Origin of the sequence: Aeromonas sp. 603079 (assembly GCF_049172135.1) — a bacterium.
Taxonomy (GTDB): Bacteria; Pseudomonadota; Gammaproteobacteria; order Enterobacterales; family Aeromonadaceae; genus Aeromonas; species Aeromonas veronii.
Map to the genome: position 1 here is coordinate 152,533 of NZ_JAAKPX010000006.1, position 14,006 is coordinate 166,538.

The following is a 14,006-nucleotide window of genomic DNA, read 5'->3' on the forward strand; positions in this document are numbered from 1 at the left end:
TTCTTTTGTTATGCCGACACTTTTTGCTCCAGCTTGCCCAGTTCGCGCAGGATCTGCTCCGGCGTGAAGTGCCACTTGCGCAACCAGACACCACAGGCGTCGTGGATGGCGGTGGCGATGGCAGGCGCCGCGCCGTTGACCCCGATCTCCGAGATGGACTTGGCGCCGTAGGGGCCAACCTTGTCGTCACTCGGCACCAGGAAGGCCCGGAAGTCGCGGGGAATGTCGCCAATCTTGGGCGCGCCATAGCTCTTCAGATCCCGGGTCAGCGGGATGCCCTTGCTGTCGTAGCAGATCTCCTCGGTCATGGTGTGGCCGATGGCCCGCATGGTCGCCCCGTAGATCTGACCGAGCGCCAGTTCCGGGTTGATGGGGGTGCCGCAGTCGAGCAGGGCGTAGAACTTGTCGAGCCGGATCTCGCCGGTTCTGACGTTGACCGCCACCTCGGCGAAGTTGGCCCCGTACGGGAAGGCAAGCTCAGAGGTGATGTAGCTGGCGGTGCCCACGAGGATACCGAAGCCGGTACCGGTCTCCGCCTTGTGGGCCAGCTTGGCAAGGGTCACCTCCCCCTGCTTGCCGCGCACTATACCCGGATGAACCAGCTCCACATCCTCCACCGGCTCGCCCAGCATGGCGGCGCCGTGGAACAGGATCTTCGCCTTGAGGTTCTCGGCCGCCATCTTGGCCGCATTGCCGGAGAAGCAGGTGCCTGACGAAGCGTAAGCCCCCTTGTCGAACAGGGCGTGGTCGGTGTCGCCAGAGATCACATGCACATCGCTGAGCGGGCAACCGAGCACCTCGGCGGTCAGCTTGGCGACCACGGTATCGAGGCCGGTACCGATATCGGCGCCACCGGAGTGGACGATAAAGGTGCCGTCCGATTCCAGCTTGACCATGCAGTTGGCCTGATCGATATCCGGGATCCCCGATTTTTGCATGATGATGGCGACGCCACGACCGATGCGCCAATCTCCATCGGCGGGTTTGGGGCTATCCCAGGCAATCAGTTCGCGACCCTGTTTGAGGATGGGCTCGAGGGCGCAACTGGCCGCGTGGGGCACAGAAGTCGGCATCTTGCCCTCGCCGATGGCCCCCAGCACCTTGAGGATGTCCCCTTCATGCACCCGGTTGTGCTCCACCATGTCGAGCTGATCGATACCCAGTTTCTCGGCCAGTTCGGCAATGGCCATGGTCAGCGCGAAGTTGCCCTTGGGCGCGCCGTAGCCCTGATAGGCGCCGGTCGGGCAGATGTTGCTGTAGTAGGTGTTGACGGTAAAGCGCACGTTGTCGCACGGATAGAGCGGCAGGGAGAGCGCCGGGCCGTTACTCGGCACCGTCAACGAGTGGTTGCCGTAAGGGCCGGTGTTGGCGCGAAAATCCATCTCGATGGCGGTGATGGTGCCATCTTTCTTGGCCCCCACTTTCACCTTCACCTTGGCCACATGGCGCGAGGTATTGCTGATGAACTCCTCTTCACGGGTGTAGCGGAAGGTGACCGGACGGCCGGTGACCTTGGTCGCCCAGGCGCACACCTCTTCCAGCAGGATGTCCTGCTTGGAGCCAAAACCGCCCCCTACCCGCTCCTTGATCACGTGCACCTGATGTTGCTTGAGGCCGACGATACGCGCCACCTGACGGCGCACGTGCCACGGCACCTGAGTAGAGGCGTGAATGACCAGACGCTCCCCATCCATATAGGTGAAGCAGATGTGCGGCTCGGTCGGGCACTGCTGGGCCTGGGTCGATTCGTAAGTACGTTCGACTATCTCGTCCGCCTCGGCAAAGCCCTTGGCCACATCGCCGATCTGGCCATGGACGCTTGCGGCCAGGTTCTCGTGCGGGCGGGAGCCGATGGGGAAGTTGATGATCATGTGCTCGTCGCCGCGACGTACCGAGCAGGCGTTCTGCTGCTCGAGATCCGCAGGCGCACCGGCCATGTAGACAATGGGCTCGTCGTGTACCAGGGGTGCATTGGGGGCCATCGCCTCATCGATATTCATGACCGCTGGCAGCACCTGATACTCGACCTCGATGAGTTTCAGGGCTGCCAATGCGATGGCTTCGCTCTCGGCCACCACGGCGGCGACCCTGTCACCTACGTGGCGCAGCTTGCGGCTGAACATACGGCGATCAAGCGGTGACGGCTCGGGAGCACTCTGACCACCCGGAGTGTAAAACACATCCGGGCAGTTGAGGTGGGTAATGACATGCACGACGCCCGGCAGCGCCTCGGCGCGGCTCACATCGAGTTTGGTGATCACCGCATGGGGATGGGGGCTGCGCAGCATCTTGATGATCAACGCATCTTCAGTAACCCGATCCTCCACATAACAGGGCTTGGCCTGCACCATCTTGGCGGCGTCCACTTTCGGACAGCTCTTGCCGATATGGCGCAGGTCGTCACGAAACTCGGGAGCAATCTGGCACAGGTAATCGGGATCCTTCATCCGTGAACAGGCAAGCTCGATGGCCTGATAAAACTGCTGATAACCGCCGTCCCGGTGAAAGAGGCCCGAGAGGGCATCGTCGATTTGATCACGGGTAGGCTCGGGGTGGCGATCAAGCAGGTCGGTGACGATGAGTGCCGCAGCCGGATCGTTGTAGCCGGACTGCACCACGCCCACATCTACCATCGCCTGCTGTACCAGGCTGAGCTGGTTCCAGCTGCCGAGCGACTCGGCGGTGCGCACCTCTGATCCATCCAGCTGGGCGGCGATCAGCAGAGAGGCGTTGATCACCTTGCCGTTGAAGAGAATGGCGTCAGAACCGGCAAAGCCGAAGCCGTCGTCACTGTTGCGCACCGAGTGCATCCGGCACTGGTTGAACAGCACCCGCTGGGCATTGTCACCGGCCTTGCAGATGACGGTGCGCAGGGCACCGTTCAGGGTAAAGTTGAGTTCCATCATGCTTGCACCTCCTGCTGCTGGCAATCCACCAGCAGATCCGCCACTACCACGCCGGTGATATACCGCTTGTAACTTATGCTGCCCGCCAGATCTTCACGGGGCGCAATCAGCTCGCTTACGGCGGCCTCCAGCGCGGCATCGTGCAGTTCGCGGCGCTCCAGATCCCGCAGGCGCATCGGCTGCGGGGTGACGCCAGCGACAGCCACCCGCATTTCGCCAATGCTGTCGAGGGCCACGGCGGCGGTCATCACCGCCAAGCCATCGGCGTTGCGGCTGATGCGGCGAGTGGCGCAGCGCAGTTCAGGCTCCGGCAGCACAACCCCCAGCACCAGGGCATTGCGCTGACCCGCCAGATAGGCGTCGATGGGTTGCAGCAGGTTGTTCTCCAGCACCACCACCGCTTCGAGCACCAGCAGCACCGGCAGCAAGGGGGAGTCCTGCTGTTGGCAGGCAAGTTCGCCGCCGATGGTGGCCTGATTGCGCAGATGGCGGGAGTAGACAAACCCCAGCGCATCGCACAGGGCGGCCGGGGTACGGGGATCCTCTTTCAGGGTCTGCAGGGTGACGGTGGCGCCGATATGGAGCTGGCCGTGCTGCTGCTCAATCTGGTTCAGTCCCAGCTTGTCCAGCGAGATAGCGACCTTCTTGTCGGTGCGAGTCGGAGCGGCGTTAAGCTTGCTGCCGCCTCCCATGTAGACGGCGTCGTTGCCGAAACTGGCCTTGAGTTCCAAAGCCTGACCCAGTTGCTCGGGTCGGAAGAATTGCTCAATCATGTGTCGTCCTTACTCTTGCTGCCCGCCGCCGGGAAAATCAACAGGGCGGGCAATCCGGTCCAAAACTGTGGAAGGTGGCCTTAGGCCAGCTGATCCATCCGTTGCCACAGGCGGCTCGCCACCTTGCTGGCCTGCTCGTAAATGGGCGCGACATCGAACGGGAACTCGCGATCCTGATAGACCATGCGCCCCTCCACCATCACGCTGTTGACGCTGTTCGATCCCATACCAAAGGCGAGATGGCCGCCGAGGTTGCGCGGCGCCAGCGGGGTCGGTGCGTCGTAGTCGCAAATGGTGAGGTCGGCCTTGTAGCCCGGCTCCAGGTTGCCAAATTTGGCACCGAAGTTGCGCTCCAGCAGGGTGTTGCCGTTCCAGAGGAAGCGGGCAAAGCTGTCGGGCCACAGGGCGCCACCGGCATCCTTGTGCTTGAAGTAGGCGAACTTGAGTTCTTCGAGCATGTCGGAGCCGATGCCATCGGTACCGAGCGCCAGATTGCGATACTCCGGCAGGTGCATGTTGTAGCCCACGTGGTTGTTCATGTTGGAGCGGGCGTTGTGCACCAGAAAGGCATCGCGGCTGTTGAGCAGCTCAATGTCAGCCGGGCTCAGGTAGATGCCGTGGGCGACAAGTGACTTGCTGTCGATAAGGCCAAACTCGTCCAGCCGGGCGATGGGCTCCTTGCCATAGTGGTGGTGGCCGTGGGCCATGTCGTAGCGGTCTTCCGCCACATGGATATGCAGCCCGCGACCGGTAACCTGCACCGCTTCGCGCAACATGGCTAGCCCTTCGTCTGGTACGGTGAAGGGGGCGTGGGCGCCGATATGGGCTTCAACCAGATAGGGTTCGTTCCCCTTGGCCTTGGCGGCATCAATGGCCTGCGCAAATAGGATGTTCTCCTCCACCCCAGCCTGCAGCTCGGCGAGGCCGCCGTTGCGATCCGTGGTCTCGAAGCAGGTCATGCCGCGCAGGCCCGCCTCCATAAACCCTTTGCGCAGCACATTCAGGGAGCCCTTGATGAAGTTGGGCGAAGCGTGGTGGTCGATCACCGCGCTGCAACCGCTCTTGATCGCCTCCAGCGAGCAGATGAGACCGCTGTAGTAGAGGGACTCCTCATCGAGCGCCCGATCGAGCCGCCACCAGAGGTTTTTCAGGGTGGAGATAAAGTCCGGGCAGGGGGCAATGTTGGCCATGATCCCCCGCGACAGGCCTGAGTAGAAGTGGTTGTGGGCACAGACGATGCCCGGCATCACCAGCTTGCCGCCCATCTCCCGATAGTTGGCCTCCGGGTAGAGGGCCCGCAGATTGGGCCCCACCGCTTTGATAAGGGTGCCTTCGATGGCGATATCCACCCCTTCCAGCACCCGGGTCGGCTCCAGCTGGACAGCGGTGACGTTTTTCAGAATAAACATGGTGTGCTCCTTCGCTTATTCGTGGTTCGCTCAGGCCTCGACGGCCCCCAGCAGGTAGTGGTGATGAGCATGGACATGGCTGATGATCCGGCACATATCGCCAAGGGCCGCTGGCGCATCCTTGATCCGGCTCTGGGCGTCTATGGTCAGGCGATAGGTCTCGCCACCCTGACGCACCCGCAGTTCGCCACCATCCGCCAGATAGAAACCGGGGTTGCGGCTGTTGTCGAAGTCCTCGGGCAGGCTGAAGATGGTGACCTTGTCCTGATAGGGCTTGCCCTGCCACGGGCAGAACTGGGCGCAGTTGCCACATTCGTTGCAGTAGGCATCCAGGTGCAGGGTCTGGAACTGATCCTTGAAGCCCGGCACCGCAATGGCGACGTTGGCCCGGTTGGGGCAGACATCCACGCACTTGCTGCAGAGGTAGTTGCACTCGAGGCAACGGTGCGCCTCTTGCGCCACGAAGGCATCCCGCTCATTCTTGTCGACCATAGTGACGGCGATGCTCCCCTTGCGACGGTAGATCTCATCCTTGCCCGACGGCTGGATGGTCACTTCACTCTGCTGGCTGGCGATATGCTCGCGAGAGAGCACCAGATCCGCGGCGCGGCGGGCACCACCGATGGCACCGACGATGGAGGACGGGCCGCTCTGCACGTCACCGATAAGGAAGACGTTGCGACGGCTGGTTTCGCCGGTCTGGCTGTCCACCTCGGGCCAGCCATCGCTGCCCAAGGGAATGCCCATCGCTTTGAGCACCTCGCCGTCAGGCTGCTCGCCGATGGCGGTGATCAGCGCATCCATCTGCATCACTTCGGTCTGCTCGGTGGGCACCGGACGGCGGCGGCCCTGCTCGTCAGGTTCCCCCAACGCCATCATCCGCACGGTGAGCTTGCCATCTTTGTCAAAGCGCTCCGGATTGGTGAGGAAGCAGAAACGCACCCCATCCTCCACCGCTTCCAGATACTCCTCGCGATAGGCGGGCATCTCTTTCTCGCTGCGACGGTAGATAACGGTCACATCGCTGACACCCGGCACCTTGAGGGCAGCGCGGGCGCAGTCCATGGCGGTGTTACCGGCGCCGATCACCGCCACATGGCGGCCGAGCGGCAGCGGTTTGCCCTGATTGAAGCTGCGCAGGAAGTGGAAGGATTTGTAAATCCGCTCGTGTCCCCCTTCGAGACGCATGCCGCCATTCTTGTCGGCGCCGATGCCGACGAAGACATAGGTAAAGCCCTGGGCGTGCAGCTTATCGACGGTGAGCGCCGGATCGCAGCCAAACTCGAACTTGACCCCGTGGGCGGCAACAAAGTCGATGTCATGCTGGATAAGTTCGGCCGGAATGCGGAATTCGGGGATGATGTGCTTGACCACACCACCGGCATCCGCTTCGCGCTCGAACACGGTGACCGGATGGCCGGCACGGGCCAGGAAATAACCGGCGGAGAGACCGGCCGGGCCGGCGCCAATGACCGCCACCGGATGCTTGTCACCACTGCCAGCCGGTTTGTGCCAGCGCGCCTTGTACCCTTCCCAGCCGCGCTCCAGCGCCACTTTTTTCAGCTCGCGGATATTGAGCGCGCTGTCGTAGTCGAGACGGGTGCAGTTGTACTGGCACTGGTGATCGCAGATGTGGCTGGTGATGGCAGGCAAGGCGTTGCGCTGATAAATCAGTTCAAGGGCTGCCACATACTCTCCCTCGCCCATCAGACGAATGTACTCGGGGATATCCTGATGCACGGCGCAGGCGGTGACGCAGGGCGCCACGTAGCAGTCGGTCAGCGGCAGGCCACCACCCACTTCGATCCGATCCTCGGACTTCCACTCCTTCTGGGTGTAATCCATGGTGAGCGCCTTGGCGGCAAGCGCCTCCAGCTTGGCCACGTCCACCTGACTCATGCCCCAGCTGTCAGAAGCGTCGATCTCTTTGAGGCACTCGATCTGGCGCAGGTAGCCGCCCGGTTTCAGCAGGTCGGTGGCCATGGTGATGGGACGGATACCGGTCTCGAAGATTTCGGCGATGTTGAACTTGCTGGCACCGCCCGAGTAGGAGATGGGCAGCTTGCCATCGAAGGCACGGGACAGCACGGCGGCCACGTTGATGGAGAGCGGGAACAGCGCACGGCCGGACATATACATCTCATCGCCGGGCAGTGCCCCTTTGCGGTTGATGGTGCCAAGGGTATTGGTGAGTTTCACCCCGAAGGTGAGCCCCTTCTCGGCCCCCAGCGCCATCAAGCGGGTCAGCATCGCCTTGGCCTGATCCAGCTTGAGGTCGTGATCGAACGACTCTTCGCTCAGACCAATGTAATCAAAGCCACAGGTATCGAGGATCTCGCGCACCCGCGGGTAACCCAGCAGGGTCGGGTTGAGTTTGACGAAGGTGTTGAGCCCCTTCTCTTCCAGCATATAGCGGCAGATGGCCTCAATTTCGTTGGGCGGGCAGCCATGCATGGTGGAGAGGGTAACGCCGTGCACCAGCTCAGCCGGGATACGCTCCACCAGCTGTTGCAGGCGATCGCGCCGCGCCCCCAGTCCCAGCTCGGCGATAAACTGCTCGTCGACCACCAGCTCGCGCAGCACCTGCTGGTACTCGGCAAACTTCGGACTTTGGCTTGCATCCATCAGACTGTGGATGAACTGCTGCATCGGCGGCTGTTTGATGCCATCGAGGTTGTAACCCACGCTCATGTTGAAAATGAAGGACTTGGCCTCCCCTTCAAGACGCGGGTCGAACACCTCTTCTAACAGGTAGAGGGCAAACCAGGCCTTCAGATACTCGTCAAACGCCTTGGGCAGGGTGAACTCGGTAGACCACTCGGTGTTAAAGCACTCGTCTTCGGCATCGATGCAGGGCTTTTCCAGTTCGAGACGGTCCAGGATCTGCACCGTCTTGAGCTCGATAAAGCGCCCGCCGGTCAGCCAGGAGGTGACGATGTTCTGGGCCAACTGGGTATGGGGGCCGGCTGCCGGGCCGATGGGGGTCTCGCAGGTTTCACCGAACACCTTGATCTTGCGCTCGTCCTGCTTGCGATAAAATTGTGCGGCGGGAATACCGAAAATGCTCTGACTCTCTTTATATTCCGCAAAAATACGGGTCAGCAGGTTCTTGAAGGGAACGGGTCGCATAATATCGCCCATGGCTATCTCCTTGCAGCTGTTCTGCGCATTGGCAGCATGAATAAATGGGGTATCCCGCACGGGCATTACCCCTTGGCAAGGAGAGGAGCAACTATCAGGCCACTCCATCGGCAAAACTATTTTTTAGGGTAAAAGCGTGAGGCAGCTCCAATTAATGATGAGAATTTACGATGTCACCATTATGGGTATTGCGAGTAGTTATCAATCACTCTGAAATTTACTTAATAAGCTGATTAAAAAGAACTCGCCCTATCAGATTAAGTGCGAGAAATATCACTTTGATACGCCATTTATCTCCCCGTTATCTTTTTAAACTGGGTTATTTCGTGGGCTAACTCTCATTTTCAAGAATGCCACCCAGCAGCGCCTGATAGCGCTCCGGGGTATCCACATCAAACAGGATGGCGGGGCTGTCGACCGGCACCATACGGTGCGGATGCTCTTGCAACCAGCGGCGCACCGACTGCTGTGCCGGCGCGGTAGCCAGCTCGCGGGCAAGGGATTTTGGCAGCAACACCGGATGGCCCGCCTCCCCCTGCCAGGTGGGGAAAAGAGCCTCACAACCCCGTGCCTGCCAGAGCTGTTGATAGACCTCGCGCGGGATACAGGGGAGATCCCCGTGGCTGATAAAGAGGTAATCAGCATCGCTGGCCGCCAGGGCGCAGCGGATGGAGCTGCCCAGTCCCTGCCGATAGTCGGGATTGTGGACGACAACAATATCCGGCCGTGATCCGTAGCGCGCTTCAAGCTCCTCGCCACGATGGCCCACCACCAGAATAACCCGCTGACAAAAGGCCAGGGCATTTTTGAGACTTGCATCAAGCATTGTCCCCTGGCAATAAGGTAGCATCATTTTCCAGGTACCCATTCGGGAAGATAAACCCGCCGCCGTTATTATACAGTCACACTGCACTTGTTCCTGGCAACGTTGTTTTCCAATCCCTTCGATATTTATTTTGGTCGTCATTATGTCGCACCCGCACGTTGTTGCTGTCGCATTTCCAGATATAGATCCGCTATTAAACCCGCTCACTAAAAATATTGATAGCCATACCACCTTAATTAGCCTCTGCGGCGCCGGTGGAAAAACCAGCACCCTGTTCTGGCTGGCGGAATATTTTTATCAACAGGGTAAAAGGGTGCTAATTACCACCACCACCCGGATGTTTCTGCCTGCCCCGTCACACTATCGGGAATTGATTATCGAGACGGATCCCGTTCGTCAACTTACCCGCTGTCAGGCGCTACCGGATGGCCCGGCGCTGGTTGCCCTGTTCAGCCATCTCGACGAGCGCACCGGAAAGGTGGCGGGCCCCACGCCCCAGCAGATTGATCTCATCAAGGGGCAGCGGCGCTTCGATCTCATCCTGGTCGAAGCGGATGGCGCCCATCACAAGTTATTGAAAGTGCCCGCTTTGCACGAACCTTGCATTCCCCAGAGCAGTGATTGGGTGATCGCCCTGACGGGCGGCGCCATGGTGGGGGCCAAGGCCGACCCGCAGCAGATCCACCGCTGGGCAGAGCTTCAGGCCCTGTGCGGGATAGAGGCCGGTGACCCCCTCGACTGGGCCCTGTTTCACCAACTGCTCTCCCACCCCGAGGGGCTGTTCAAGGGCACCCCGGCCAAGGCGCGCCGGATCTGGTTTATCAATGGGGATTATCAAAATGAGGCGTCGTGGCTGGCTGAATTGATAAAGCTGCATAGCCGCCACCCCGAGCTCCATGCCATCTGGCAGGGGGCGGTTCACGAACCACAGCCCATTCGCCTCGCACTCGGTTACTTCGCTCAGGATGAGGCACAGCCGCCTCGCCCATGATGGTTTAAGGATAAGAAGAGGTACCTTATGAATCTGTTTTCACACGCAGCCCGACTGGAACAGGAGAACACTCCCTTTGCCATGGCCCAGATCATCGAGAGCCGGGGCTCCACCCCGCGCCATCAGGCCCAGATGCTGGTGATGGCCGATGGCCGGATCCTCGGCACCATAGGCGGCGGCATGATCGAGCGGCTGGTGATCGAGGAAGCGATGGCCGCCATTGCCGAGCGCAAGCCGCGCATCTTCCACGGCCGGATGGCGCGCAACGGCGAACATGCGGTCGGGTCGGACTGTGGTGGCGCCATGTCGGTCTATATCGATGTCTATGGCCTGCGCCCCCGTCTGGTACTGATCGGCGCCGGTCACGTCAACCGGGCGCTGGCCCATGCCGCCGCGCCACTGGGTTTTGATATCCATGTGGGCGACTGTTTTGAAGGAAGCCTCAACCCTGACCTCTTCCCGGCCGGCACCCATCTCAAACAGGCCGATACCATCAGCGCGGTGATCGAGGCGCTGGCCATCGAGCCCGCCAACTTCGTCATCATCGCCACCAACCATCAGGACAAGGAGGCGCTGGAGCGGCTCATCAATCGCCCCCTCGCCTATCTGGGGCTGCTCGCCAGCAAGCGCAAGGTACAGACCTTCACCCAGGCGCTGCGCCAACAAGGGGTGAGTCAGGAGCAGTTGCAGCGGCTGCACGCCCCCATCGGCTACAACATAGGTGCCGAGACCCCCGAGGAGATCGCCATCAGCATCCTCGCCGAGCTGCTTCAAGTGAAAAACGGCAAATCGGGTGGGCTAATGCAGGATGACGTGCGCCTCAAGCGGGATCAACTGGTGGTGATGCGCGGCTCCGGCGATATCGCTACCGGGGTGGCGCTGCGCCTGCACAATGCCGGCTTCAAGGTGGTGATGCTGGATCTCGACAAACCCACGGTGATCCGCCGCACCGTCGCCTTCGCGCAAGGGATGTTTGATGGTGAAACCAGCGTCGAGGGTGTGCGCGCCAAGCGGGTCGAGAGCGTTGAGCAAGCGTTCGAGCAGCTGGATCGGGGCATCATTCCGCTGCTGGTTGACCCCGACTGTGCCACCCTCGCCGAGCTCAAGCCCCGCTATCTGGTGGATGCCATCCTCGCCAAGCAGAACCTCGGCACCCACAAGGAGATGGCCCCCATTACGGTAGCCCTCGGCCCGGGCTTTGAGGCGGGGCGCGACTGCGATGCGGTGATCGAGACCAACCGTGGCCACCATCTGGGGCGGGTTATCTATCAGGGCCCCGCCCAGCCCAATACCGGTATTCCCGGGGTGATCGAGGGATACTCTGCCCGCCGAGTGGTGCGCGCCCCCGCCCCCGGGGTGATGAAGAGCCTGCTCAAGCTCGGCGATCTGGTGCAGGAGGGAGATGTGATTGCCCATGTGGGGGATGCCCCCATTATCGCGCCGCTCTCCGGCATGGTGCGGGGGCTGCTCAGCGATGGCATCGAAGTGCCGGTCGGCTTCAAGATTGGTGATATAGACCCGCGTGGTGAGCGCGCCGATGCCACCACCGTCTCTGACAAGGCACGCGCCATCGGCGGCGCCGTATTGGAAGCCATGATGCATCTGGCCCAGCGCCGATAACGGCTCTTCGCGTCCCCCTCACCAAGCAAAAGCCCCACCATGATGGTGGGGCTTTTTTCGGCCTGTCGGTTGATGCAGCTCCTTTACATCAGGAGAACCTGCATCACGACCGGGTTCGTTGCAATCGCCAGGCTCGCACCGCCAGCACAACCAGAGTGATGGCGGTGAGCGGCAATACAAAACCGGTTAGCGCTGCACTGAACTGACCTTGCAGCGGACTGGATGTGGCGTGGAGGATCAGCCAGCAGGTGTAGCCGATGTAGTAGGCCAGAAACAGCGCCCCTTCCCAGCGGGCGATGGTGTAACCGGTAAAGAAGATGGGCAGGCAGGCAAGCGCCACCGCAATCATTACCGGAATATCGAACTGAAGGGCGGTGGCCGACACTTCAAGCCCTCCCGGCGTCACCATGGAGGTGAGTCCCAGCACGCAGAGGATATTGAAGATATTGCTGCCGACCACGTTGCCCACCGCGATATCCCGCTCCCCGCGCAGGGCTGCGACGATGGAGGTCACCACTTCGGGCAAGGAGGTACCGGCAGCCACTATGGTCAAGCCGATGATCAGATCGCTCACCCCGAAGTAGTGGGCAATCTCCACTGCACTGCCAACCAGCAGGCGGGAGCCGAGGATCAGCAGACCCAGACCTGCGGCAATAAAGAGCAGATTGCGCAACCAGTTGCCCGCCGTACTCGCTTCACGGGTACCAAACTCCTGCTCGTACTCCGCCTGCACCGCTTTGTTTTCCCGTCGACTCTGGACAAAGAGAAACCCGGTGTAGGCGATGATGCCGGCAAACAGCAGCACCCCTTCCAGTGGCGCAATACGGCCATCGTAGCCCAGCAACAACACCAGAAAAGAGACCACTATCATCAAGGGAACGTCGAGACGTACCAGTTGCTGGGAGACGGTCAACGGTACGATCAGTGCCGAAATACCTAAAATAAACAGCACGTTGAAAATATTGCTGCCGACCACGTTCCCCACCGCTATCCCTGCCTGCCCCTCGAGGCCAGACTGGATGCTCACCGCCAGCTCGGGAGCACTGGTCCCAAAGGCCACTATGGTCAATCCCACCACCAGTGGCGATATCCCCATCATGGTGGCGAGGCGAGATGCGCCCCGCACAAGAGACTCGGCCCCCACCACCAGACACACCAGGCCTACAGCCAACCACACCAGCGTCATCATACGGTCTCATCCTTGCCGTTAGGTTCGTTGAAATAATCACAATAAATCAGATGCCTGTGCTCCAAGCACAGTCAGACCACGCCATTGTAACTAGGGGCTGGTCCCCTGTCGCGGGCTCTTTTGAGTGCTGTTTATTGTGCCACTGGCAGCCCAGTCCCCCCTCAACCGTGCTTGATGCGGGTCTCCCCCGCCACCGATACCACGGAGCGCTTGCCCTTGCGGCTAATCACCAACAATGCCAGCACAATAAGGGCGATACCGCTCCCCTCCACCGGCCCCGGATTTTCGCCGAGCAGCCACCAGGAGAGCAGCACACCGGTCACCGGCACCGCCAGGGTGCTGAGGCTGGCAATCCCCGCCGGCAGCTTTTTCAGCACAAACAGCCAGAGACTCCAGGCGATGGCGGTGGCGAAGATGGCGCTATAGGCCAGCGCCCCCATCACGTAGGGTTGCCAGTCGATGGGGCGCTCCGGCACCAGCGCCGCCACCAGCGTCATCACCAGGGTGGCGTAGATCATCTGCCAGGTGGTGAGGGACATCAGATCCACCGAAGGGTGGCGGGCATACATCCGCTTGGCGATGATGGCGCTGATCCCCCAGCAGATGCCGGAGAGGATTGCCAAGAGCGCACTCTTGAGGGACTCAAGATGCAGCAGCCAAGGCTGGATCACCAACAGCAACCCGCAGGCCGCCACCCCGACCGCCAGATAGTGCAGCTTGCGCATCCGCTCGCCGAGAAAGAGCGCCGCGAAGATCACCACCCAGAACGGCATGGTGTAGCTCAGAATAGCCACCTTGCCCGCCCCGCCGCTGATCAGCGCCCACTGGGCCAACCCCACCATGCCGCAGGTCTGGAACAGGGCGATGGCCAGGGTATAGCGAAACGGGGTGGGCTTGAGATAACGGCGCCCGCGCAGTGCCAGCACCAGCAACAACACCAATGAACCGCACAGACAGCGCAGGGCGGTGAACTCGAAGGCCCCCGCGTAGAGCATCACCTGCTTCATCACGATCCAGCTGTAACTCCAGATAGCGGTGAGCAGGATCAATCCCACCAACGCCGCCATATTGATCTTTCCGCTCATTTGCTTGTTACTCACCTCTTGTCACTCATTGCGCCGGTTCAACTCTCGACGTCTTGCCCGCGCTTG

General features: G+C 61.0%; 9 protein-coding genes. 2 read left to right on the forward strand and 7 right to left on the reverse strand.

Translation table 11 applies throughout. The features are described from left to right. Positions 1 to 8 precede the first annotated feature (8 nt). The 5 genes from G5287_RS06105 to mocA all read right to left on the reverse strand — a co-directional run bounded on the left by G5287_RS06105 (position 9) and on the right by mocA (position 9,196). Positions 9 to 2,906 carry a molybdopterin-dependent oxidoreductase Mo/Fe-S-binding subunit gene (locus tag G5287_RS06105; RefSeq protein ID WP_421231024.1) on the reverse strand — a complete coding sequence of 966 codons (2,898 nt, stop codon included), beginning with the start codon at positions 2,904 to 2,906 and terminating at the stop codon, positions 9 to 11. Then, positions 2,903 to 3,679 carry a molybdopterin-dependent oxidoreductase FAD-binding subunit gene (ygfM, locus tag G5287_RS06110; RefSeq protein WP_421231025.1) on the reverse strand — a complete coding sequence of 259 codons (777 nt, stop codon included), beginning with the start codon at positions 3,677 to 3,679 and terminating at the stop codon, positions 2,903 to 2,905. The genes G5287_RS06105 and ygfM overlap by 4 nt, the downstream gene beginning before the upstream one ends. Before the next feature lie 80 nt (positions 3,680 to 3,759). After that, positions 3,760 to 5,088 carry a putative aminohydrolase SsnA gene (ssnA, locus tag G5287_RS06115; RefSeq protein WP_421231026.1) on the reverse strand — a complete coding sequence of 443 codons (1,329 nt, stop codon included), beginning with the start codon at positions 5,086 to 5,088 and terminating at the stop codon, positions 3,760 to 3,762. A 30-nt stretch (positions 5,089 to 5,118) separates the two neighbouring features. After that, entirely contained in the window at positions 5,119 to 8,229 is a 3,111-nt protein-coding gene (ygfK, locus tag G5287_RS06120) for a putative selenate reductase subunit YgfK (RefSeq protein WP_421231027.1), read from the reverse strand. Between the two features lie 331 nt (positions 8,230 to 8,560). Next, positions 8,561 to 9,196 (reverse strand): molybdenum cofactor cytidylyltransferase, encoded by a 636-nt coding sequence (gene mocA, locus G5287_RS06125; protein WP_421231028.1) that lies wholly within the window; start codon positions 9,194 to 9,196, stop codon positions 8,561 to 8,563. A 1-nt stretch (position 9,197) separates the two neighbouring features. Here mocA and yqeC point away from each other — a divergent pair, with 1 nt between their 5' ends. Beyond that, the gene (yqeC, locus tag G5287_RS06130; RefSeq protein ID WP_421231029.1) at positions 9,198 to 10,046 is read left to right on the forward strand and encodes a selenium cofactor biosynthesis protein YqeC; all 849 of its coding nucleotides are present in this window, start codon (positions 9,198 to 9,200) and stop codon (positions 10,044 to 10,046) included. Between the two features lie 27 nt (positions 10,047 to 10,073). Beyond that, positions 10,074 to 11,666 (forward strand): selenium-dependent molybdenum cofactor biosynthesis protein YqeB, encoded by a 1,593-nt coding sequence (gene yqeB, locus G5287_RS06135; protein WP_421231030.1) that lies wholly within the window; start codon positions 10,074 to 10,076, stop codon positions 11,664 to 11,666. Between the two features lie 103 nt (positions 11,667 to 11,769). Here the strand turns inward: yqeB and G5287_RS06140 are convergent, their stop codons facing one another. Both G5287_RS06140 and G5287_RS06145 read right to left on the reverse strand, forming a co-directional pair. Further along, positions 11,770 to 12,855, reverse strand: coding sequence for a calcium/sodium antiporter (locus G5287_RS06140; protein ID WP_421172343.1), 1,086 nt, complete (start codon positions 12,853 to 12,855; stop codon positions 11,770 to 11,772). A gap of 161 nt (positions 12,856 to 13,016) precedes the next feature. Then, the gene (locus tag G5287_RS06145; RefSeq protein WP_158112542.1) at positions 13,017 to 13,940 is read right to left on the reverse strand and encodes a DMT family transporter; all 924 of its coding nucleotides are present in this window, start codon (positions 13,938 to 13,940) and stop codon (positions 13,017 to 13,019) included. Between the last annotated feature and the right edge of the window lie 66 nt (positions 13,941 to 14,006).

Bases quoted from the DNA above. Each gene is read 5' to 3' on its own strand.
- ssnA (WP_421231026.1), bottom strand. From the start codon at position 5,088: ATGTTTATTCTGAAAAACGTCACCGCTGTCCAGCTGGAGCCGACCCGG.
- ygfK (WP_421231027.1), bottom strand. From the start codon at position 8,229: ATGGGCGATATTATGCGACCCGTTCCCTTCAAGAACCTGCTGACCCGT.
- mocA (WP_421231028.1), bottom strand. From the start codon at position 9,196: ATGACGACCAAAATAAATATCGAAGGGATTGGAAAACAACGTTGCCAG.
- G5287_RS06105 (WP_421231024.1), bottom strand. From the start codon at position 2,906: ATGATGGAACTCAACTTTACCCTGAACGGTGCCCTGCGCACCGTCATC.
- G5287_RS06140 (WP_421172343.1), bottom strand. From the start codon at position 12,855: ATGATGACGCTGGTGTGGTTGGCTGTAGGCCTGGTGTGTCTGGTGGTG.
- yqeB (WP_421231030.1), top strand. From the start codon at position 10,074: ATGAATCTGTTTTCACACGCAGCCCGACTGGAACAGGAGAACACTCCC.
- ygfM (WP_421231025.1), bottom strand. From the start codon at position 3,679: ATGATTGAGCAATTCTTCCGACCCGAGCAACTGGGTCAGGCTTTGGAA.
- G5287_RS06145 (WP_158112542.1), bottom strand. From the start codon at position 13,940: ATGAGCGGAAAGATCAATATGGCGGCGTTGGTGGGATTGATCCTGCTC.
- yqeC (WP_421231029.1), top strand. From the start codon at position 9,198: ATGTCGCACCCGCACGTTGTTGCTGTCGCATTTCCAGATATAGATCCG.